Genomic DNA, 21,940 nt, shown 5'->3' on the forward strand with positions numbered 1-21,940 from the left:
GCTGACTGATCCATCGCTTTCGCGAGCAAGCCCGCTCCCACAGTATTGTGTGTCGCTCTTCTATGCCTTACGCCGCGCCGTCGAGAAATTGCTCGGCGTAGTGGCAAGCCACCTGACGGCTATCCAGCGCACGCAGCTCCGGTAATTCGCTGCTGCAACGCTCGGTCGCGTACGGGCAGCGCTTGTGGAACGCGCAACCCGATGGCGGGTTCAGCGGGTTGGGCAGTTCGCCGACGATCTTGATTTTTGGCTTGTCCGGATCCGGGTGGATGGTCGGGGTCGCCGACAGCAGCGCCTGGGTGTACGGGTGCAGCGGACGTGCGTAGATGTCGTCTTTCGGGCCGATTTCCACCGGGCGACCGAGGTACATCACCATCACGTCATCGGCCACGTGCTGGACCACGGCCAGGTTGTGCGAGATGAACACGTAACCGGTGTTGAACTCCTGCTGCATGTCCATGAACAGGTTCAGCACCTGTGCCTGGATCGACACGTCCAGCGCCGAGGTCGGTTCGTCGGCCACCAGCACTTTCGGTTGCAGCATCATCGCCCGGGCCAGGGCGATCCGCTGGCGCTGACCGCCGGAGAACATGTGCGGATAACGCTGGTAATGCTCAGGACGCAGGCCCACCTGCTTCATCATCGCCTGGACTTTCTCGCGACGTTCGGCGGCGCTGAGATTGGTGTTGATCAGCAGCGGCTCGGCCAGTTGATCGCCGATTTTCTGCCGTGGGTTCAACGACGCGTACGGGCTCTGAAACACCATCTGCACGTCTTTGCGCAGTTGCTTGCGCTGGGCCTTGTCAGCACCGGCGACTTCCTGACCGGCAATCTTCAGCGAGCCGGACGACGGCTCTTCAATCAGGGTCAGGGCGCGGGCCAGGGTGGATTTGCCGCAGCCCGATTCGCCCACTACGGCGAGGGTCTTGCCGGCTTCCAGTTCGAACGATACGCCGTTGAGGGCGCGTACAGTCGCGTGACCCTTGAACAGGCCTCGGGACACTTCGTAGTGACGGGTCAGGTCGCGGGCGGTAAGTACGACGGCCATTACGCCACCTCCTGATTCAACGGGTAGAAGCAACGGGCGAGGCTGTTGGCTTTCGGATCAAGGCTCGGACGCTGCGCACGGCAGCTGTCCTGCACGTATGGGCAGCGCGGCGACAGCAGGCAACCCTGCGGACGGTCGTAGCGGCCCGGGACGATGCCCGGCAGGGTCGACAGACGGGAGGCGCCGAGGCTGTGCTCGGGAATCGCCTTGAGCAGCGCTTCGCTGTACGGGTGCGCGGGGATGTCGAACAGTTGCGGCACCTGGCCGACTTCAACGGCTTGCCCTGCGTACATCACGCACACGCGCTGGGCGGTTTCAGCCACCACGGCGAGGTCGTGGGTGATCAGCACCAGGCCCATGTTCTGTTCTTTCTGCAACGCCAGCAGCAGATCCATGATCTGCGCCTGAATCGTCACGTCGAGCGCGGTGGTCGGTTCGTCGGCGATCAGCAGTTTCGGCTCGCCGGCAATCGCCATGGCAATTGCCACACGCTGGCTCATGCCGCCGGACAGTTGGTGCGGGTAGGCGTCCATGCGGCTGGCGGCGCCCGGAATTTCGACTTTTTCCAGCAGTTCGATCGCACGTTTGCGCGCTTGCTTGCCGGACATTTTCAGGTGCAGGCGCAGCACTTCTTCGATCTGGAACCCGACGGTGTAGCTCGGGTTGAGCGCGGTCATCGGGTCCTGGAATACCATCGACAGATCTTTACCGACGATCTGCCGACGCTGACGGTTGCTCAGCTTAAGCATGTCTTTGCCGTCAAAGCTGAGCGAGTCGGCGGTGACGATACCGGGATGCTCGATCAGGCCCATCAGCGCCATCATGGTCACGGATTTACCCGAACCCGACTCGCCAACGATGGCCAGGACTTCGCCTTTGTCGACTTTCAGGTCGAGGCCGTCGACCACCGGGGTCGCGTTCTTGTCGCCGAAGCGAACGTTGAGATTCTTGATTTCTAGCAGTGACATGGGAATCTCCTCAGGCGGCGTTCTTGAGTTTCGGGTCCAGCGCATCGCGCAGACCGTCGCCCATCAAGTTGATTGCCAGCACGCTGAGCAAAATGGTCAAACCAGGCAGACTGACGACCCACCAGGCGCGTTCGATGTAGTCGCGGGCCGAGGCCAGCATGGTGCCCCACTCAGGGGTTGGCGGTTGTACGCCAAGGCCGAGGAAGCCCAGCGCCGCGGCGTCGAGGATCGCCGAAGAGAAGCTCAGGGTGGCCTGAACGATGAGCGGTGCCATGCAGTTGGGCAGCACGGTGATGAACATCAAGCGCGGCAGGCTGGCGCCGGCCAGACGGGCGGCGGTGACGTAGTCGCGGTTCAGTTCGCCCATCACGGCGGCACGGGTCAGACGCACGTAGGACGGCAGCGAAACCACGGCAATCGCGATCACGGTGTTGATCAGGCCAGGGCCGAGGATGGCGACGATCGCCACAGCCAGCAGCAGCGACGGCAGGGCCAGCATGATGTCCATCAGACGCATGATGGTCGGGCCGAGTACTTTCGGGAAGAAGCCGGCCAGCAGACCCATCATGATGCCCGGAATCAACGACATGACCACAGACGACAGGCCGATCAGCAGCGACAGCCGGGAACCCTGAATCAGGCGTGACAGCAGATCCCGGCCCAGTTCGTCAGTGCCGAGGAAAAACCGCCATTGCCCGCCTTCGAGCCACACTGGCGGGGTCAGCAGGAAGTCCCGGTATTGTTCGCTCGGATTGTGTGGGGCAACCCAGGGAGCAAAGATTGCGCAGAACACGATCAGGCTGAAAAACATCAGACCGGCGACGGCGCCTTTGTTCTTGGCAAATGCTTGCCAGAATTCTTTGTACGGCGACGGGTACAGCAGGCTTTGATCCACGGTGGACGTGGTGGTGGCTGCCGAGGAAGTTGGAGTGCTCATGGAATTGACCTCAGCGCTGATGACGGATGCGTGGGTTGGCAAAGCCGTAGAGGATGTCCACCACGAAGTTGACCAGGATCACAATGCAGGCAATCAGCAGGATGCCGTTTTGCACGACGGGGTAATCACGGGCGCCGATCGCTTCGATCAGCCATTTGCCGATGCCGGGCCACGAGAAGATGGTTTCAGTCAGTACCGCACCGGCCAGCAGGGTGCCGACTTGCAGGCCAACCACGGTCAGTACCGGAATCAGCGCGTTGCGCAGGCCGTGAACGAATACCACGCGTGCCGGCGACAGGCCTTTGGCCTTGGCGGTGCGGATGTAGTCTTCGCGCAGTACTTCGAGCATCGAGGAGCGCGTCATGCGGGCGATGACCGCCAGCGGAATGGTCCCCAGCACGATGGCGGGCAGAATCAGGTGATGCAAATAGTCGAGCAACGCGCCCGGCTCGTCACTGAGCCACGTGTCGATCAGCATGAAGTTGGTTTTGCGCTCCACGTCGATCAGCAGGTCGTTTTGCCCGGAAACCGGCGTCCAGCCGAGGCTCACCGAGAAAAACATGATCAGAATCAGGCCCCACCAGAAGATCGGCATCGAGTATCCCGTCAAGGAGATGCCCATTACCCCATGGTCGAACAGAGATCCTCGCTTGAGCGCGGCGATGACACCGGCCAGCAAGCCGAACACGCCGGCGAAGAACAGGGCGGCCATCGACAGTTCAAAGGTCGCCGGGAACAATTGCTTGAACTCGGTCCATACGCTTTCACGGGTCCGCAGGGATTCACCCAGGTCGCCGTGGGCCAGCTTGCCGACGTAGTCCAGATACTGGGCATACAGCGGTTTGTTCAGACCAAGGCGTTCCATTGCCTGAGCGTGCATTTCGGGGTCAACCCGACGTTCGCCCATCATCACTTCCACGGGGTCGCCAGGAATCATGCGAATCAACGCGAAAGTCAGCAGGGTGATGCCGAAAAACGTGGGGATCAACAACCCCAGTCGGCGGGCAATAAAACTAAACATCTTGTGTGGTACCTCATCAGCCGGTTAGGCATGCCCGGCCGCCCTGGGGTCAGGGCGGCCGGGCGTTTCTTATCTACTTCACCTGGGTGGTGGCGAAGTTATTAGTGGTGAGAGGGCTGATGTGATAACCCTCTACGTTGTTGCGCATTGCGGTAAACATCCGGGTGTGGGCCATGCTGATCCACGGTTGGTCCTGATTAAACAAGACCTGGGCTTGCTCATAGAGTTTGGCCCGTTCGGCCGGATCTACTTTAGCCCGTGCTTCGTCGAGCAGTGCCTGGAATTTCTCGTTGCACCAGCGCGCGTAGTTTTCGCCGTTCTTCGCCGCTTCGCAACTGAGCATAGGCGTCAGGAAGTTATCCGGGTCGCCGTTGTCGCCCGCCCATCCGGCCGACACCATGTCATGCTCGCCGGCCTTGGCGCGCTTGAGCATTTCGCCCCATTCCATCACGCGGATATCGATCTTGATCCCGACTTTCGCCAGGTCAGCCTGCATCATTTGCGCGCCGAGCATCGGGTTCGGGTTGGTCGGGCCGCCGCCGTTACGGGTAAACAGGGTAAACACCGTGCCGTCCGGAACCCCGGCTTCTTTCAGCAGGGCGCGGGCCTTGTCGAGATCGCGTGGCGGATTCTTCAGGTCGTGGTTGTAGCCCAGCAGGGTGGGCGGGTACGGGTTGACCGCGACCGTCGCGTTGCCTTTGCCGAACAGCGCGTTGACGTAGGCTTCCTTGTCGAAGGCGATGTCGATGGCCTTACGCACGCGCACGTCGCTCAGGTATTTGTGCTGGGTGTTCATCGCCACGTACGAGACGGTCATCGCGTCCAGCTCGTCGACTTTCAGGTTGTTGTCTTTCTTGATGCTCGGGATGTCATCCGGTTTCGGATACAGCGCGACCTGGCACTCGTTGGCCTTGAGCTTCTGCAGGCGCACGTTGTTGTCGGTGGCAATCGCCAAGATCAACGCATCAGCCGGTGGCTTGCCACGGAAGTAGTCCGGGTTGGCCTTGAAACGCACTTGCGCGTCCTTGTTGTAACGCTGGAACACGAAAGGGCCGGTGCCGACCGGTTTGTTGTTGAGGTCGCCGGTCTTGCCGGATTTGAGCAACTGGTCGGCGTATTCGGCCGGATAGATCGAGGAGAACGCCATTGCGATGTCGGCCAGGAACGGCGCTTCGCGGCGGGTCAGGGTGAACTTGACCGTGTTGTCGTCGACTTTTTCCACGTTTTTGAGCAGCTCCTTGAAGCCCATGCTCTCAAAGTACGGGAAGCCCACGCTCGACAGTTTGTGCCACGGGTGATTCGGGTCCAGCTGACGCTGGAAGCTCCAGACCACGTCGTCGGCGTTCATGTCGCGCGTCGGCTTGAAGTATTCGGTGGTGTGAAACTTGACGCCTTTGCGCAGGTGGAACGTGTACGTCAGGCCGTCTTCACTGATGTCCCAGGACTCGGCCAGCGCCGGAATCACTTCAGTGGTGCCGGGCTTGAAGTCCGCCAGACGGTTGAAGATGGTTTCGGCCACCGCATCGGCAGTGACTGCAGTAGTGTACTGGACCATATCGAAGCCTTCCGGGCTGGCTTCGGTGCAGACCACCAAGGGTTTGGCCGAGACGCCGATGGCGGCGCTCAACAACGCAGCCGCGACGGCCGCACGTAGGGGAAGCATTTTCATCGATAACCCTCTGCAATCGGTTGAAGACAAAAAACCGAACGGCCGACTCTTCATGAGTCAGCCGTCGGTTGGCGTTTTTTACAGGATGTTGAATGGAATCGTGGTCACCAGACGGAACTCGTTGATGTTGCCGTCAGCCTGGTGCTCGCTCGCGCGGTGAGTGGTGTAGGTCGCGCGAATAGCGGTGGCCTTGAGCGGACCGCTCTGCACGGCGTAAGACGCGCCGATGCCGTATTCGTAGTGGCTTTCGCCGTCCATCAGGCTCAGGTCGCCGCGTTTGGCGCCTGGATCGGTGTAGGCGGTGCCGGTGTAGTGAGTACCGTCGATGCCCCAGCCGCGAGCCTGGTAGATATTGAACTTCAGGCCCGGCACGCCGTATTCGGCCATGTTGATGCCGTAGGCAATCTGGAAGGATTTCTCGTTCGGGCCGTTGAAGTCCGACAGCAGGGAGTTGGCCAGGTAGATGCCGTTGGTTTCGTGCAGGTAGTCGAAGTACTCGTTACCGTTAACTTGCTGGTACGAGAAGGTCAGGCTGTGCGCCTGGTGGGTCAGGCCGAACGACAGGGAGTAGGTGTCGTTGTCGATGTTGCCCATCAACTTTTTGCCTTCGTCGACGGTCTTGTAGTAGTTCAGGCCGGTGGTCAGGCTCAGTACCTGGCTGTCACCCAGCTCGTGGGTGCCGCCGAAGTAGTACTGGTTCCAGAAGTCTTCGACATTGGCGACGTAGAGGCTGGTTTTCAGGCTCTTGAGCGGCTGATAGTTCACACCGGCGGTGTAGACCTTGTCGGTTTCAACGCCAGTGGCCGAGTATTCGGTACGGAATTTCGACAGGCTCTGTTCGGTACGCGGCGAGACGCGGTCGAAACCGGCCAGGTCGAACGACAGGTTGTTGAATTCTTCGCTGTGCAGGCTGATACCTTCGAAGCTCGAAGGCAGCGGACGGTTGCCGATAACGTCGACGATCGGCGTGCTGAAGTTCTGGCGACCGGCGGTCAGGGTCGTGTTCGAGACACGGAACTTGACGTTGGCCAGACCCAGTTTGCTCCACTGGTCCACGGCATCGCCATTGGAGTCCGCCAGAGTGCGGTTGGAGCCGCCGGCGATATCCTTGCGATCACGGTCCAGAACGATGGCGTTGTAGGCGGCGACTTCGGTGCTGACGCCAACGGTGCCCTGGGTGAAGCCCGAGGTGTAGTTGACGATAGTGCCCTGCACCCAGTTGATACGACGCGGGGTCGGTGTCTTTACGACAGGGGAAGTGTTCTTGTCGCTGTTTTTCACGTAGCTGAAGGTGTCATCGCGACGCTTCAGTTCATTGGCGTACCAGTTGCGAGTGGTGCCGCCCAGGCTTTGTCCATCGATAAAGCCTTTGGCCTCGCTTTGGGCGCTACTGCCGGCCAGGGTGGTCGGAACGAATTCCTGACTCACGTTTTCGGCATACGCCGTGGCGGTGATGCTGCTGATGGCCAGGGCCAGTATCGCGGTGCTGCTCAGTTTCATGGGTGAAGCTCCTTTACTTTCTTTTTATGCCGGCTTTTTTGGGTGGGCCGGTTATTGGTTTAGAACTCATTCACACAACGCAAACGTTTGCCAAAGGCCGGATTGGCGAATTTCGGCAAAGCGCTTGCGCGAGGGGGTAGACGGCCCCCTCGGCATTGCGGCTAATCGCTTGGGTTAATCGATACTGACGCCCGAGAACACGTTGCGACCGAACGGGCTGACCTTGAAGCCTTCAACCCGGGCGCTTAACGGCTGGTTGACCGTGGAGTGGGCGACCGGCGTGATCGGCACTTGCTGCTTGAGCAACTGCTGCGCCTGTTTGTAGAGCGTGGTGCGCTGGTCGCGGTCGGTGACGACCTTGGCCTCTTTGATCAGCTTGTCGTAAGCCGGATCGCACCACATGGAGTAGTTGTTGCCGCCGATGGCGTCGCAGCTGTACAGGGTGCCCAGCCAGTTGTCCGGGTCACCGTTGTCACCGGTCCAGCCGATCAGGCTGATGTCGTGTTCGCCATTCTTGGTGCGCTTGATGTACTCGCCCCATTCGTAGCTGACGATCTTCACTTTCAGACCGATTTTGGCCCAGTCTGCCTGGAGCATTTCGGCCATCAGTTTGGCGTTGGGGTTGTACGGACGCTGCACCGGCATCGCCCACAGGGTGATTTCGGTGCCTTCCTTGACGCCGGCAGCCTTGAGCAGCTCTTTGGCTTTTTCCGGGTTGTAGGCGGCGTCCTTGATGGTGTCATCGTAGGACCATTGGGTCGGTGGCATGGCGTTGACCGCCAGTTGTCCGGCGCCCTGATAAACGGCGTTGAGAATCCCCTGTTTATTCACCGCCATGTCCAGCGCCTGACGCACTTCGAGCTGGTCGAAGGGTTTGTGCCGCACGTTGTAGGCGATGTAACCGAGGTTGAAGCCCGGCTTGGAGATCAGTTGCAGTTTCGGGTCGGCCTTCAGCGCTTCAACATCGGCAGGACGCGGATGCAGGGTGATCTGGCATTCGCCGGCCTTGAGCTTCTGCACGCGCACCGAGGCGTCGGTGTTGATCGCGAAGATCAGGTTCTTCAGCTTGACCCGGCTCGGGTCCCAGTAATGCTCGTTGCCGGTGTAACGGATGTTCGAGTCTTTCTGATAGCTCTTGAACACGAACGGCCCGGTACCGACCGGTTTCTGGTTGATGTCGCTCGGCTTGCCTTCGGCCAGCAGCTTGTCGGCGTATTCGGCGGACAGGATGGAAGCGAAGCTCATGGCGATGTTCTGGATGAACGCGGCGTCGACGCTGTTGAGCGTGAACTCCACGGTCAGCGGCCCGGTCTTTTCGACCTTGGCGATGTTCTTGTTCAGGCTCATGCCGTTGAAGTACGGGAATTCGGTCGGATAAGCCTTACGGAATGGCTGTTGCGGATCGAGCATGCGGTTAAAGGTGAACAGCACGTCGTCGGCGTTGAAATCGCGCGTCGGTTTGAAGTACGGCGTTGTATGAAATTTCACCCCTTCGCGCAGGTGAAAGGTGTACTTGAGACCATCCTCGGAAATATCCCACTTGGTTGCCAGACCCGGTACGACGTTGGTCGCGCCTTTTTCGAATTCGACCAGACGGTTGTACAGCGGCTCGGCGGCGTCGTTATCGGTCGCCGTCGTGTATTGCGCGGTATCAAAACCCGCCGGGCTGCCTTCGGAGCAGAACACCAGGCTGTTGCTGGCGGCGTAACTGGCGGACGTGGCAGCCAACAGGCCGGCGCCCAGCAATGCGGAAAAAACCAAGGTATGGCGCATGACGCTCCCTCTTTTTTAGTGTTGTTCCGATGCGCCGCGATCCCGTCCAGGGAGGTTGTGGCTGCATCGAGCTCAAACCAGTACGCACAGCAAAACCGATAGCCCACGCAGTCACTGGTCAGAACCCGACGGTAGGGGCCGTGGGTCTGGCAGTAAATGCGCTGAGTCCTAAAGACTCGTAGGAAAAGGCAACACGTCCTGTATCACGCTGGTAAAGCGTGGCGGAAACGGATGTAGGCAAATTCCTGGCTAGTCGGCAGAAAAAAACAGCGGCGACGCTGAAAACGTCACCGCTGTGATTTTTTATTTGCTGACGCTGACGCCGTAGAAGGAGTTCAAGCCAAATGGGCTGATCTTGAAGTCCTGCACTTCGGCGCGCATGGGTTGATACACCGTCGAGTGAGCGATAGGTGTCATCGGGACTGCATCTTTGAGGACGTGTTGCGCCTGTTTGTACAGTTCGGTGCGCTTGGCCTGGTCGGTAGTGCGTTTGGCTTCCTTGACCAGACCATCAAACTTCTTGTCGCACCACTTGGAGAAGTTGTTGCCGCTGAGCGAGTCGCAGCCGAACAGCACGTTCAGCCAGTTGTCCGGGTCACCATTGTCACCGCTCCAGCCAATGATCATGGCCTGGTTCTCGCCACCTTTGGAACGCTTGATGTACTCGCCCCACTCGTAGCTGGTGATCTTCACGTTGAGGCCGATCTTCTTCCAGTCGGACTGGAGCATTTCAGCCATCAGCTTGGCGTTCGGGTTGTACGGACGCTGCACCGGCATCGCCCACAGAACGATCTCGGTACCTTCCTTGACGCCAGCTTCCTTGAGCAGTTGCTTGGCTTTTTCAGGATCGTACTTGGCGTCCTTGATGGTGGTGTCGTAAGACCACTGGGTCGGCGGCATGGCGTTGACGGCCAGTTGGCCGGCGCCCTGATAAACCGAATCGATGATCTGCGGCTTGTTCACCGCCATGTCCAGCGCCTGACGTACGCGCAGGTCGGCCAGCGGGTTAGGCTCGTTGCTGCCCTTGACCTTGTCCATCACGTTGTAGGCGATGTAGCCGAGGTTGAAACCGGCCTGGTCAGGCATCTTCAGGGTCTTGTCGGCTTTCAGCGCCGCGAGATCCGCCGGACGCGGGAACAGGGTGACCTGGCATTCGTTCTTTTTCAGTTTCTGGATGCGCACCGATGGGTCGGTGGTGATGGCGAAGATCAGGTTGTCGATCTTCACGTCCTCAGGTTTCCAGTAGTCCTTGTTGCCGGTGTAACGGATGTTCGAGTCTTTCTGGTAGCTCTTGAACACGAACGGGCCGGTGCCGATCGGCTTCTGGTTGATGTCGGCAGCCTTGCCTTCCTTGAGCAGCTGGGCAGCGTACTCGGCGGACTGGATCGAGGCGAAGCTCATGGCCATGTTCTGGATAAACGCGGCGTCAACCTGGGCGAGGGTGAACTTGACGGTGTGGTCGTCGACTTTATCGATCTTGGTGATGTTGGTGTCCATCCCCATGTCGGTGAAGTACGGGAATTCGGTCGGGTACGCCTTACGGAACGGGTCATCCTTGTTAATCATGCGATTAAAGGTGAACAGCACGTCGTCGGCGTTGAACTCACGAGTCGGCTTGAAATACGGGGTGGTGTGGAACTTCACGCCTTCACGCAGGTGGAAGGTGTAAGTCAGACCGTCCGGGGAAATGTCCCAGCTGGTGGCCAGGCCCGGAATAACCGCGGTGCCGCCACGCTCGAACTGGCTCAGGCGGTTGAACATGGTTTCGGCTGAGGCGTCGAAGTCGGTTCCGGTGGTGTACTGGCCTGGATCGAAACCGGCCGGGCTCCCTTCGGAGCAGAACACCAGGTTAGTCGCAGCGGATGCGAACGGTGCGGAGGCTAACAAGCCTGCGCCGACTAAAAACGGAATGACCGCGTGTTTAAGCATGTTGGCCTCATGATTTGTTGTCATTTTTTAGTAGTGAGGTACGACCTCGTGAGTCGTGCCTGCGGATACTTATGCAGGGGCCATACCCAATGCAAGATCCAGAGCGACTGCTGGCCTCAAAGCGTGGCACGAACGTACCTTAATGTCGCATTTGTATAATAGTTGACGCATTTGACCGTTTGCGGGTGGTTTTTACGGTGCAAATGAAGCCCCAAAACGGTGCGCCGGTCACGTTCTGCGCGCCGCCTTGGGGCTTGGTGTTACTTATTTATACCCACGCCATAGAAGGGCGTCAGGCCAAACGGACTGATCTTGAAGTCGCTGACTTCCTTGCGCAGCGGCTGGAACACCGTGGAGTTGGCAATCGGGGTGATCGGCACCTGCTGTTTAAGGATCAGTTGCGCCTGTTGATACAGTTTTACCCGTTGCGCCTTGTCGGTCGTGACCTTGGCCTGTTGCACCAGCTTGTCGTAGGCCGGATCGCACCACTTGGCGTAGTTGCTGCCCTTGACCGCCGCGCAGCTGTAAAGCACGCCGAGCCAGTTGTCCGGGTCGCCGTTGTCGCCTGTCCAACCATAGATCATGGCGTCGTGTTCGCCATTTTTCGCGCGCTTGATGTACTCGCCCCATTCATAGCTGACGATGTTGGCCTTGATGCCGATCTTGTCCCAGTCCTGCTGGATCATCTGCGCCGACATTCGTGCGTTCGGGTTGGAGGCGCGCTGCACGGTCATCGCCCACAAGTTGATGGTGGTACCCGGTGCAACCCCGGCTTCCTTGAGTAGCGCCTTGGCTTTCACCGGGTCATACGGCGCGTCCTTGATGTTAGGGTCGTACGACCACTGCGCCGGCGGCAAGGCGTTTTGCGCGAGCTGGCCGGCGCTCTGGTAGACGGCTTTGATGATCGCCGGTTTGTCGATGGCCATGTCCAGTGCCTGCCGCACCTTGAGCTGATCCAGCGGCGCATGGGTGGTGTTGTAGGCGAGGAAACCGAGGTTGAAACCGGCCTGCTTGAGCACGCGCAGGTTCGGGTCTTTTTCCATCACTTCGATGTCGGCCGGACGCGGGTAGCCGCTGACCTGGCATTCGCCGGTCTTGAGCTTCTGCAGGCGCACGGCGGCGTCGGGGGTGATCGAGAAGATCAGGTTGTCGATCTTCACATCTTCCGGTTTCCAGTAGGCCGGGTTGGCGGCGTAGCGGATCTGCGAATCCTTCTGGTAGCGCTTGAACACGAACGGGCCGGTGCCCACCGGTTTCTGGTTGAGGTCGGCGGCTTTGCCTTCCTTCAACAGTTGCGCGGCGTATTCGGCCGATTGCACCGAGGCGAAGCTCATGGCGAGGTTCTGCACGAATGCGGCGTCGACGTTGTTCAGGTTGAAACGCACGGTCTGGTCGTCGATTTTTTCCACTGACTTGATCGTGGTGTTCATGCCCATGTCGGTGAAGTACGGGGACTCGGCGGGGTAGGCCTTACGGAAGGCGTTGTCCGGGTCGAGCAGGCGCTGGAAGGTGAACAGCACGTCGTCGGCGTTGAAGTCGCGGGTCGGAGTGAAATATTCCGTGGTGTGGAATTTCACGCCTTGGCGCAGGTGGAAGGTGTACTGGAGGCCGTCGCTGGAGACGTCCCATTTGGTCGCAAGGCCGGGTTCGATGTCGGTGCCGCCGCGCTGGAATTGGGTGAGGCGGTTGAAGACGGTTTCGGCGGAGGCGTCGAAGTCGGTGCCGCTGGTGTATTGGCTGGGGTCGAAGCCTGCCGGGCTGGCTTCGGAGCAGTAGACCAGGGTGGTGGCGGCGTTTGCCAGCGGGGCGGTGGTGGCCAGGGCCAGGGAGATCAGGAGCGGTTTGAGGGTGGATCTTGGCATGGAGTCCCCGGGTAGATTGGCGTGGTTATGGTTTCAGAGTAGCGGGGATTTGGGGTGGTTCGGAAATATCGTTTTTTCTGTTGAAGTGTCTATCTCGGTATATGTGGCGGCTTTGGTCGGGTACATATCCGTTGCTGCGGTAACGGCCTCTTATGGTTTCGCCCTTACGGCGACTCACTTTTTTTACAAACGCCTAAAAAAAGTAAGCAAAAAAACGCTTTCTCCTGCGTCCGGCCCGCTCGCTAAGGCTCGGGGTCCCTTCGCTCCGGGATTCATCCGGGGGCATCGCCTACGGTTTGCTTCGCTGCACCTCCTCTCGATGTGTGCGGCTGCGCCGCACGGTCGCTGCGCTCCCACCCCCGGATAAATCCCTCCACTCAGCCTCCCGACGTCGCCCGTGGATCAAGATCAAGAGCTGCAGCCGAGCTAACGCTCATCCTGTGTAGGAGCTGCCGAAGGCTGTGATCTTTTGATCTTGCTTTTGTGGGAGCTGGCTTGCCAGCGATGGCGGCCTGACAGCCGACCAATATCCAGCAGACTGCATCCAGTCCCCTGTAGGAGCTGCCGAAGGCTGCGATCTTTTGATCTTGTTTTTAAAATCAAAATCAAAAGATCGCAGCCTTCGGCAGCTCCTACATTGCGTTCGGTTGTGTTTAAGAGTGTGTGAAAAACCCAGAACCTTCCCACAAGGTTTTCAGGTTGTCCGTCGGACGCCGGGGCTCTAGCCTTGAGTTGTCGCTGAAAACTCAGCGATCGGGTGTGAGAACCCTGAAAAATTAGTGATTCACTCCACGTGTCCGCATAATTGCCGACGGCTATCCGCTGCCAGCAATTACGTTATGGCGGCTGTGTGCGGGCAGACTTCGGTCTGGCCGGTTTCCTATTTTTCCGGTTTCTCACCCCGCACATAGCTGCCACCCACTCCGCCGCGTGAGAAACGGCAAGTGTTGGCGTTCTTTTGCAAAATAGGGTTATCCAATGACCAAGCCAGTCCCAGATCCACCGCTCGAACCCACAACTCCGCTCGCTGAAGCCCTCCACGCCGAAGACCTCGCCAAAAACCGCGAAGCCATAAAACGCGCCCTCGACTTCTACCTATGCCCCGAAGCCACAAAACCACGCCCACCCAGCTCGATGTTCCTCGTCCATCCCGGCGTCGATACCGAAAGTCTGCTGGCTCACGCCTGTGAGTCGCTGGCCTCGGCCAACACCATGGCCAGCGACTTCGCCGATCAGCTCAGCCGCCCGCAGCGCAATACGGCGCTGGCGATCCAGCAGATCATCATGCTGGCCGAGCTGGCGGTGAATCGGGCGCTGGATCGGGTTGATCCGCAGGCTTGAGACCGCGTTATCGTTCTTCGCGAGCAAGCCCGCTCCCACAGGGGGAATGCATTTCAAATGTGGGAGCGGCTCTGCCTGCTTTGCTGTCGGCATACCTGTCAGGTCTGACAGTAGCTGCGACGCCTCAGTTGATTGAACATGTATCTGGCCTTCCGTCGGGCCTGCTGTATGTCAGGCGCCCGGCTTTAACGAACGCCAATTCTCATAAGGAAATAGACATGACGCCTGAAGAAAAGACTGATGCAGAGCGACGCGGTTACATAGTTCTACATGTCTCTGCGACGACCAATTCCTGGTGGCAGGTTTACCTTAATGGGCATCTCTTGGACGACTGTCAGTTTGGAACAGAAGATGAGGGTTGGCAGCACGCTATCAATATGATTTTGCGTGATCAATACAACCATTGATGCTCGGGCACCGCGTTATCGTTCATCGCTGGCAAGCCAGCTCCCACAGGTTTTGTGCTGATTTTGAAACCGGCGCACGACTTTGTGGGAGCTGGCTTGCCAGCGATGGCGGCAGATCAAACAACAGAAATCCCGGGCACAAAAAAACCGGCGATCATCCTCTGATCGCCGGTTTCTCATTCAGCCCGCATCAACTCACTGCATCAACACTTCAATCGAGCCATCGGCGGTCAGGCTGACCTGGCTGGTGCCGGCTTCGACTTCCGGCGTGACCGGTGCCGAATCCGCCATGCCCGCGGCTTTCATCATCATCGGGGCGCGCATGTACGGTTGTGGGTAGCCGTTGCTGTTGAGGTTCAGGTTGACGATTTTGTAGCCCTTGCCGCCCAGGGCGTCGGTGGCCAGTTGGGCGCGGGCCTTGAAGGCGTTGACGGCTTCTTTGAGCAGTTGGTCTTCGCTGGCCTTGCGGGTCGGCTCGGCGATGGCGAAGTCCATGCCGCCCATTTTCATGTCGGTCAGCAGTTCGCCGGTGAGTTTGGACAGGGCGGCGAAGTCGGTGCTTTCCAGGCGCAGTTCGGCGCGTTCACGCCAGCCGGTGATTTTCTGGCCTTTGGTGTCGTAGATCGGGTAGCTGTTGCGGCTGCCCTGGCGCAGGGTGATGTCTTTGACTTGCTTGGCCTGGCCCAGAGCCTTGTTCATGGTGGTGCTGACGTCGGCGGCGAGTTTGGCCGGGTCGGTGTTTTGCTCTTCGGTGTAGAGCGTCACGATCATCAGGTCGCGGGCCACTTCCTGGCTGGCTTCGGCGCGCAGTGAGATCTGGTTGTAGTGCAGCTCATCGGCGGCCAGGGCCGGAAGGCTGGCGACGCTACCAACGGTCAGGGCGAGAAGGGCGGCGCTGCGGCGAAAAGTGTGCATGAAGGCTCCTTGATATGGGCGCAGGTGATCAGTCGGGGGCCTGCGTGAAACCATCAGACTCCGGAAAGCAGCGGCAAGTTGCAAGCCTCAAGCTGCAAGCTAAAAGCTTTTACTTATAGCTTGCAGCTTGAAACTTGCAGCTTTGTGCAGTGTGGTCGTTTGCCGCACTTTCGCCTCTCGAGGCCGCGCCTTGGTTATACTCCGTGCGATCCGCCTGGAGCGCTCATCAGGAGAGCTCATGCTCGCCCCCGTACAACTGACTTCCGCCACGCGCCAGAACCTCTGGCGACTGACGTTCATCCGCACCCTGGTGCTGGCCGCGCAGGCCGGTTCCGTTGGCCTGGCCTACTGGCTGCAATTGTTGCCGTTGCCGTGGGTGCAACTGGCGATGACCCTCGGCTGTTCGATTCTGCTCTGCGTGTTCACCGCCGTGCGCCTGCGCACGTCATGGCCGGTGACTGAGCTTGAATATGCGCTGCAACTGGCTTGCGATCTGGTGATCCACAGTGCGCTGCTGTATTTCTCCGGCGGTTCGACCAATCCGTTCGTGTCTTATTATCTGGTGCCGCTGACCATTGCCGCGGTGACGCTGCCGTGGCGTTATTCGGTGATTCTGTCCGGCATCGCGCTGGCGCTGTACACCCTGATGCTGACGCGCTTCTATCCGCTGGAAACCCTGCCGGTGGCCCGCGAGAACCTGCAGATCTACGGCATGTGGCTGAGCTTTGCGCTGGCCGCTGCGGTGATCACGTTCTTCGCCGCGCGCATGGCTGAAGAGCTGCGGCGTCAGGAAGAGTTGCGCGCGATTCGCCGCGAAGAAGGCCTGCGCGACCAGCAGTTGCTCGCGGTCGCCACCCAGGCGGCCGGCGCCGCGCATGAACTTGGCACGCCGCTGGCGACCATGAGCGTGTTGCTCAAGGAGATGCAGCAGGACCATCCCGACGCCATGCTGCAGGACGATCTCAAGGTGCTGCAGGATCAGGTCAAGTTGTGCAAAGAGACCCTGCAGCAACTGGTGCGCGCCGCCGAAGCCAATCGGCGGATGGCGGTGGAGATGCAGGACGTCACCCAGTGGCTCGACGAAGCGCTGAACCGCTGGCACCTGATGCGTCCGGAAGCCAGTTATCGCTTCCAGCGTCTCGGCCAGGGCAGCGTGCCGCGCATGGCGCCGCCGCCGGACCTGACCCAGGCGCTGCTCAATCTGCTAAACAATGCCGCCGACGCCTGCGCGGAAAATCTTCAGGTGACGCTGGACTGGGACGTGGAAACCGTGACCATCAGCATTCGTGACCACGGCGCCGGTGTGCCGCTGGCCATCGCCGAGCAGATCGGCAAACCGTTTTTTACCACCAAGGGCAAAGGTTTCGGCCTGGGCCTGTTTTTGAGCAAGGCCAGCGTGACACGCGCCGGCGGCTCAGTGAAACTCTATAGTCATGAGGAAGGCGGCACGCTCACCGAGCTGCGCCTGCCCCACGGCGCCCGAGGAGACCAACATGAGTGACGAAATCCAAGTCGAAGGCGAAGAACTGCCGCATTTGCTGCTGGTCGACGACGACGCGACCTTCACCCGCGTGATGGCCCGTGCCATGGCCCGCCGCGGCTTTCGCGTCAGCACCGCCGGTTCCGCCGAAGAAGGCCTGACCATCGCTCAGGCCGATCTGCCGGACTACGCCGCGCTGGACCTGAAAATGGACGGCGACTCCGGTCTGGTGCTGCTGCCCAAGCTGCTGGAGCTGGACCCGGAAATGCGCGTGGTGATCCTCACCGGTTATTCGAGCATTGCCACCGCTGTGGAAGCGATCAAGCGCGGCGCCTGCAACTACCTGTGCAAACCGGCCGACGCCGACGACGTGCTGGCCGCGCTGCTTTCCGAGCACGCCGACCTCGACAGCCTGGTGCCGGAAAACCCGATGTCGGTGGACCGTCTGCAGTGGGAGCACATCCAGCGTGTGCTGACCGAGCACGAAGGCAACATTTCCGCCACTGCCCGCGCCCTGGGCATGCACCGCCGCACCCTGCAGCGCAAACTGCAGAAGCGCCCGGTTCGTCGCTGAACCTGCGCTGAACGGCCATCGCCAGCCCTCGCGATAACACGCATCGATCATCTATGATCGGTGCGTGTCTGTTCTTATCTTTATCGAGCCTTTTCCATGAATCAGAACGCTGAATATTCCGCGGTCAACGATGCTGTGCGCGGGCAGTTTTTTCGCAAGGTGTGGGGAATCATCACGCCTTACTGGCGCAGTGAAGAGAAGGGCAAGGCCTGGACCCTGCTGATTGCGGTGATCGCACTGTCATTGCTCAGCGTGGGCATCTCGGTGTGGTTCAACACCTGGTACAAGGATTTCTATAACGCGCTGCAGAAGAAAGATGAAGCGGCGTTCTGGCAACTGATTCTGTACTTCTGCGCGATTGCCGCAGTGGCGATCATCGGTGCGGTGTATCGGCTTTATCTGACGCAGATGCTGACGATTCGCTGGCGTGCCTGGCTGACCGAAAAGCACTTCTCGCGCTGGCTCGCCAACAAGAATTACTACCAGCTGGAGCAGGGCGGTTACACCGATAACCCGGACCAGCGGATTTCCGAAGACCTCAACAATTTCACCTCCAACACCCTGGAACTGGGGATCGGCCTGCTGCGCAATATCGTCAGCCTGGTGTCGTTCTCGATCATTCTGTGGGGCGTGTCGGGCAGCATTGAAGTTTATGGCATCACCATTCCCGGCTACATGTTCTGGTGCGTGCTGGTCTACGCCGTGGTGGGCAGTTGGCTGACGCACTTGATCGGTCGTCGCCTGATCGGCCTGAACAACCAACAACAACGCTTTGAAGCCGACCTGCGTTTTTCCATGGTGCGGATTCGCGAAAATGCCGAGAGCATCGCATTGTACAACGGCGAGCCGAACGAAAATCGCCGCTTGAGCGGGCGCTTCGGCAATGTCTGGCAGAACTTCTGGGACATCATGAAAGTGTCCAAGCGTCTGACCTTCTTCACCGCAGGTTACAGCCAGGCAGCCATTATTTTCCCGTTCATCGTTGCCTCGCCGCGTTACCTCGCCGGCAAGATCGAGCTTGGTGAGCTGATGCAGATCAGCTCGGCATTCGGCAATGTTCAGGAGAGTTTCAGCTGGTTCATCAGTGCCTACCAGAGTCTCGCGGCATGGCGCGCCACCTGTGATCGTCTGCTGAGTTTCCGTCAGGCCATGACCGACAACGAAGAACGTATCCCGGCCATCGATGTGCAGAATCAGGGTAGCGAGCTGAACGTGCACAACCTCGGCCTGGATCTGGCGGATGGTCGTCATCTGCTGACCAATGCCGACATGACCGTTGAACCGGGCGAGCGGGTGATGCTCAGCGGCCGCTCCGGCAGCGGCAAGTCCACCTTGCTGCGGGCGATGGGGCATTTGTGGCCGGCGGGCCACGGCAACATCCGGTTGCCGGCGGCGCGCTACCTGTTCCTGCCGCAGAAACCGTACCTGCCGATCGGCACCCTGCGCGAGGCCCTGAGTTATCCACAACCGGGCGACACGTACGCGCCAGAGCGCTACGCGCAGGTGCTGGAAACCTGCCGTCTGCCGCATCTGGTGGCGCGGCTGGATGAGGCCAATCACTGGCAGCGCATGCTCTCGCCGGGTGAACAGCAACGTCTGGCCTTCGCCCGCGCGCTGCTCTACGCCCCGCAATGGCTGTACATGGACGAAGCGACCTCGGCGATGGATGAAGAGGACGAGGCGACGCTGTATCAGGCGCTGATCGATCAGTTGCCGGGGTTGAGCATTGTCAGCGTCGGCCATCGCAGCAGCCTCAAACGCTTCCACCCACGGCATGTACGGATCGACAGCGGGCATCTGGTGGAGCAAGCCGTGACCGCCTGACCCACACCAATCCCCTGTAGGAGCTGCCGCAGGCTGCGATCTTTTGATCTTGTTTTTTAACAATCAAAGGCAAAAGATCGCAGCCTGCGGCAGCTCCTACAGGAACCGTATTTTGACTGGGCGGTGATCGTACAACCCGCCTGCGCTATGATGTTCACCAAGCCGAATTTTCGAGACCAGACGCCAATCATGGAAAACCCGATCGACACCCCACGTCTCCCGCGCAAGCGCCGCAGCCTGGCCCAGGAGCTGGTGACGGTGCTGACCGAGCAGATCCGCGACGGTCTGCTCAAACGTGGCGACAAGCTGCCCACGGAGTCGGCGATCATGCAGGAGCATGGCGTAAGCCGCACCGTGGTGCGCGAGGCGATTTCCCGTTTGCAGGCCGCCGGCCAGGTGGAAACCCGTCACGGCATCGGCACCTTTGTGCTCGACACGCCAAGCCCCAGCGGTTTCCGCATCGACCCGGCCACGGTCGTCACCCTGCGTGACGTGCTGGCGATTCTCGAATTGCGCATCAGCCTGGAAGTGGAGTCCGCCGGCCTCGCCGCGCAACGGCGCAGCCCCGAACAACTGGCGACCATGCGCGCCGCGCTCGATGCGCTGAACGACAGCGTGGCCCACGCCAGCGATGCGGTGGCCTCGGACTTCGCCTTCCACCTGGAAATCGCCCTGTCCACCGGCAACCGCTACTTCACCGACATCATGACCCACCTGGGCACTAGCATCATTCCGCGTACGCGGCTGAATTCGGCGCGATTGGCCCACGATGATCAGCAGCACTACATGAACCGTCTGAGCCGTGAGCACGAGGAAATCTACGAGGCCATTGCCCGTCAGGATTCCGATGCGGCGCGGGCGGCGATGCGCCTGCATCTGACCAACAGCCGCGAGCGGTTGCGTCAGGCGCATGAAGAGGCGCAGGCGCAGCGGGGGTAAGTGTCTGGCGGGGGGCTGTTCGCGCCTGACCCACTGCCATCGCTGGCAAGCCAGCTCCCACAGGGTTATGCGTCGCAGCGGATTTCGTGTGCGCCATCAATTTCTGTGGCTGATAAGCCAGCTCCCACAGGGTCATGGATTGCAGCGAATTTTGTGTGCGACATCCATCACTGTGGGAGCTGGCTTGCCAGCGATGGGGCCGGTGAAGTCAGCGCGGCAATATCGACCGATCCACCCGCACAGCCAGCCGCGCTTTACCCAGTCTGGCGGCAAATATCACCTCGCCCGACTTATCCACAACCCCCCGGGCAATCGGCTTGCCATCGGCCAGCAACTCCAGCGGTGCGCCTTGCAGCGACTGCCCCGACGCCAGTTCCAGTTTCAATTTGATCGTCATGCTCATTCTCCTTGATTGACGTTGCCCGTCGGGTGGTAGTCCTTGAGCAGCAGGTAGGTGCTCCAGCCCCACCAGTCATCGACGGTGGCGGTGTCGTTGAGGTTGTTGACGTCTTTGCGTCGCAGCACCTTGCCGCCCTCGACGCGGAACAGCGGTGAGAAGTTGCCGGCAAGGTTCAGCACTGCGGTCGGGTCCGGCAGCCGCTGCAGCGCGGCGAACGTCGACGGCGCGGGCACGTTGCCGCTGAGATAGGCGGCGAAGATCTCATCCGCCGAGGCCTGCACGGCCAGATTGACCTGAGTGCGGTTGTCCGTGTCGCTGGCTTCGAAGTAGCGCTTATCGCCGTAGGCGCGCCATTGATCGCCACGGGCGTTGCGTACTTTGAGGCCGAATTTGCTGTCCTCGTCGTGCATGAAACGCGACACCAGCGAGCCCAGATCACTCGGGGTGACCACCGCTGCCAGCTCTTTGCGTGGCACGCGCAGATGACCGGAAGAGAACAGGTCGGTGAGGAAGTGGTCAGCGAACGCGTTCATCGCGTAGGCCCGTTCCAATTGTTGCTCATCGTGATTGGCGCGCGCCGCGACGGCGGTCTGCAGGGCGGCGGTATGCCCGGCGATGTAGGCCAGTCTGGCCCATTCGCCAAAGTGGTCGGCGTTGTTTGCCGCCAGTTTCAGGTACCGTCCGAGGGGGAACAGCGCGGAGATAAAACTGCCGCCGCCGGTGAGCTTGTTCCACTCTTCCGACAACTTATCACCCAGCGCGTCGTAGGCTTCATGCGCTGGTTTGCCTTCCTTGATCGCCTGTTTAACCGCGTCGATCTCCTTTTGCATGACCGCGAGAATCTGCGGCGCCTCGGCGCGCGATGCCGGCAGCACGGCGAGGGAGTCGAAGGCGGCATTGAAGCGGTTCAGGCGATCGGCCGGGGTCGCGCCTTCGTTGATTGGCCGATCGACCACGCCGTAGAAATCACCACCCAGGGCCAGTATCTGGCCGTAAGTCAGGGCGAGGCCGTTAGGCAGGTGCAGTTGCACATTTTGTGCGCGGATCGGTTCGGCGTTTTCGACGAAGCGCAGCAGGGTGTTGTCGCCGATGGTCGTGTGTTCGCCGCCTTCGAAGCGCAATTGCGTTTGGCTTTTGCGCGGTTGGCCGGGGAGGGCAGTAAGCGGCTCGACATCGCTGTGAGCATCGGCAATGTGCAGCAGCAGATGCGGGTTGTCGGCGCTGAAGCCAATCCCGTCTGGGGTAAACAGATCATCGAAGCGGGCAACCTGCGGTGTGGGTTTTTCCTGCGGTTTGGGGTGCAGTCCGGACATTTCTTTCTCCTTGATATGTCGTCGATAGCGCTTAATTTAG

The 21,940-nt window shown here is 60.0% G+C and carries 18 protein-coding genes; 6 read left to right on the forward strand and 12 right to left on the reverse strand.

All coding sequences use genetic code 11. The features are described 5' to 3' along the window. Window positions 1–67: 67 nt before the first annotated feature. The 9 genes from ACXR0M_RS03815 to ACXR0M_RS03855 form a co-directional block, all read right to left on the reverse strand. On the reverse strand, window positions 68–1,048 hold the full coding sequence (locus ACXR0M_RS03815) for a peptide ABC transporter ATP-binding protein (RefSeq protein ID WP_458830065.1): 981 nt from the start codon (window positions 1,046–1,048) through the stop codon (window positions 68–70). Further along, window positions 1,048–2,016: an ABC transporter ATP-binding protein gene (locus ACXR0M_RS03820; protein ID WP_458830067.1), complete on the reverse strand. Its 969-nt coding sequence runs from the start codon at window positions 2,014–2,016 to the stop codon at window positions 1,048–1,050. Before ACXR0M_RS03820 ends, ACXR0M_RS03815 begins: the two co-directional genes overlap by 1 nt. Window positions 2,017–2,026: 10 nt before the next feature. Continuing rightward, window positions 2,027–2,953, reverse strand: coding sequence for an ABC transporter permease subunit (locus ACXR0M_RS03825; RefSeq protein ID WP_458830069.1), 927 nt, complete (start codon window positions 2,951–2,953; stop codon window positions 2,027–2,029). 10 nt (window positions 2,954–2,963) lie between these two features. Further along, window positions 2,964–3,974 (reverse strand): ABC transporter permease subunit, encoded by a 1,011-nt coding sequence (locus ACXR0M_RS03830; RefSeq protein ID WP_458830071.1) that lies wholly within the window; start codon window positions 3,972–3,974, stop codon window positions 2,964–2,966. A gap of 73 nt (window positions 3,975–4,047) precedes the next feature. Further along, window positions 4,048–5,643, reverse strand: a complete 1,596-nt coding sequence (locus ACXR0M_RS03835) for an ABC transporter substrate-binding protein (RefSeq protein ID WP_458830073.1) — start codon at window positions 5,641–5,643, stop codon at window positions 4,048–4,050. A gap of 78 nt (window positions 5,644–5,721) precedes the next feature. Then, window positions 5,722–7,143 carry an OprD family porin gene (locus ACXR0M_RS03840; protein WP_458830075.1) on the reverse strand — a complete coding sequence of 474 codons (1,422 nt, stop codon included), beginning with the start codon at window positions 7,141–7,143 and terminating at the stop codon, window positions 5,722–5,724. 174 nt (window positions 7,144–7,317) lie between these two features. After that, on the reverse strand, window positions 7,318–8,916 hold the full coding sequence (locus tag ACXR0M_RS03845) for an ABC transporter substrate-binding protein (RefSeq protein WP_458830077.1): 1,599 nt from the start codon (window positions 8,914–8,916) through the stop codon (window positions 7,318–7,320). Between the two features lie 303 nt (window positions 8,917–9,219). Next, on the reverse strand, window positions 9,220–10,845 hold the full coding sequence (locus ACXR0M_RS03850; RefSeq protein WP_458830079.1) for an ABC transporter substrate-binding protein: 1,626 nt from the start codon (window positions 10,843–10,845) through the stop codon (window positions 9,220–9,222). Between the two features lie 260 nt (window positions 10,846–11,105). Further along, complete coding sequence (locus ACXR0M_RS03855; RefSeq protein ID WP_458830081.1) at window positions 11,106–12,707, reverse strand: ABC transporter substrate-binding protein; 1,602 nt, start codon at window positions 12,705–12,707, stop codon at window positions 11,106–11,108. A gap of 978 nt (window positions 12,708–13,685) precedes the next feature. Between ACXR0M_RS03855 and ACXR0M_RS03860 the strand changes: the two genes are divergently transcribed. Together ACXR0M_RS03860 and ACXR0M_RS03865 are read left to right on the forward strand one after the other, a co-directional pair. Then, on the forward strand, window positions 13,686–14,048 hold the full coding sequence (locus ACXR0M_RS03860) for a DUF6124 family protein (RefSeq protein ID WP_458830083.1): 363 nt from the start codon (window positions 13,686–13,688) through the stop codon (window positions 14,046–14,048). 218 nt (window positions 14,049–14,266) lie between these two features. Beyond that, complete coding sequence (locus tag ACXR0M_RS03865) at window positions 14,267–14,455, forward strand: hypothetical protein (RefSeq protein WP_458830085.1); 189 nt, start codon at window positions 14,267–14,269, stop codon at window positions 14,453–14,455. Window positions 14,456–14,650: 195 nt separating this feature from the next. Here the strand turns inward: ACXR0M_RS03865 and ACXR0M_RS03870 are convergent, their stop codons facing one another. Then, window positions 14,651–15,370 carry an SIMPL domain-containing protein gene (locus ACXR0M_RS03870; protein WP_458830087.1) on the reverse strand — a complete coding sequence of 240 codons (720 nt, stop codon included), beginning with the start codon at window positions 15,368–15,370 and terminating at the stop codon, window positions 14,651–14,653. Between the two features lie 238 nt (window positions 15,371–15,608). Here ACXR0M_RS03870 and ACXR0M_RS03875 point away from each other — a divergent pair, with 238 nt between their 5' ends. The 4 genes from ACXR0M_RS03875 to ACXR0M_RS03890 all read left to right on the forward strand — a co-directional run bounded on the left by ACXR0M_RS03875 (window position 15,609) and on the right by ACXR0M_RS03890 (window position 20,187). Next, window positions 15,609–16,871: an ATP-binding protein gene (locus ACXR0M_RS03875; RefSeq protein WP_458830089.1), complete on the forward strand. Its 1,263-nt coding sequence runs from the start codon at window positions 15,609–15,611 to the stop codon at window positions 16,869–16,871. Beyond that, window positions 16,864–17,424: a response regulator transcription factor gene (locus ACXR0M_RS03880; protein WP_003221630.1), complete on the forward strand. Its 561-nt coding sequence runs from the start codon at window positions 16,864–16,866 to the stop codon at window positions 17,422–17,424. The genes ACXR0M_RS03875 and ACXR0M_RS03880 overlap by 8 nt, the downstream gene beginning before the upstream one ends. 96 nt (window positions 17,425–17,520) lie before the next feature. Further along, on the forward strand, window positions 17,521–19,248 hold the full coding sequence (locus tag ACXR0M_RS03885; RefSeq protein ID WP_458830092.1) for an ABC transporter ATP-binding protein/permease: 1,728 nt from the start codon (window positions 17,521–17,523) through the stop codon (window positions 19,246–19,248). 189 nt (window positions 19,249–19,437) lie between these two features. Continuing rightward, window positions 19,438–20,187 carry a FadR/GntR family transcriptional regulator gene (locus ACXR0M_RS03890; RefSeq protein ID WP_024164483.1) on the forward strand — a complete coding sequence of 250 codons (750 nt, stop codon included), beginning with the start codon at window positions 19,438–19,440 and terminating at the stop codon, window positions 20,185–20,187. A gap of 208 nt (window positions 20,188–20,395) precedes the next feature. Here ACXR0M_RS03890 and ACXR0M_RS03895 read toward each other — a convergent pair whose 3' ends face one another. Continuing rightward, window positions 20,396–20,584: a hypothetical protein gene (locus ACXR0M_RS03895; protein ID WP_458830094.1), complete on the reverse strand. Its 189-nt coding sequence runs from the start codon at window positions 20,582–20,584 to the stop codon at window positions 20,396–20,398. A 2-nt stretch (window positions 20,585–20,586) separates the two neighbouring features. Next, window positions 20,587–21,900 (reverse strand): phospholipase, encoded by a 1,314-nt coding sequence (locus ACXR0M_RS03900; protein ID WP_458830095.1) that lies wholly within the window; start codon window positions 21,898–21,900, stop codon window positions 20,587–20,589. Window positions 21,901–21,940 lie beyond the last annotated feature (40 nt).

This window comes from Pseudomonas sp. Eth.TT006, assembly GCF_054456575.1.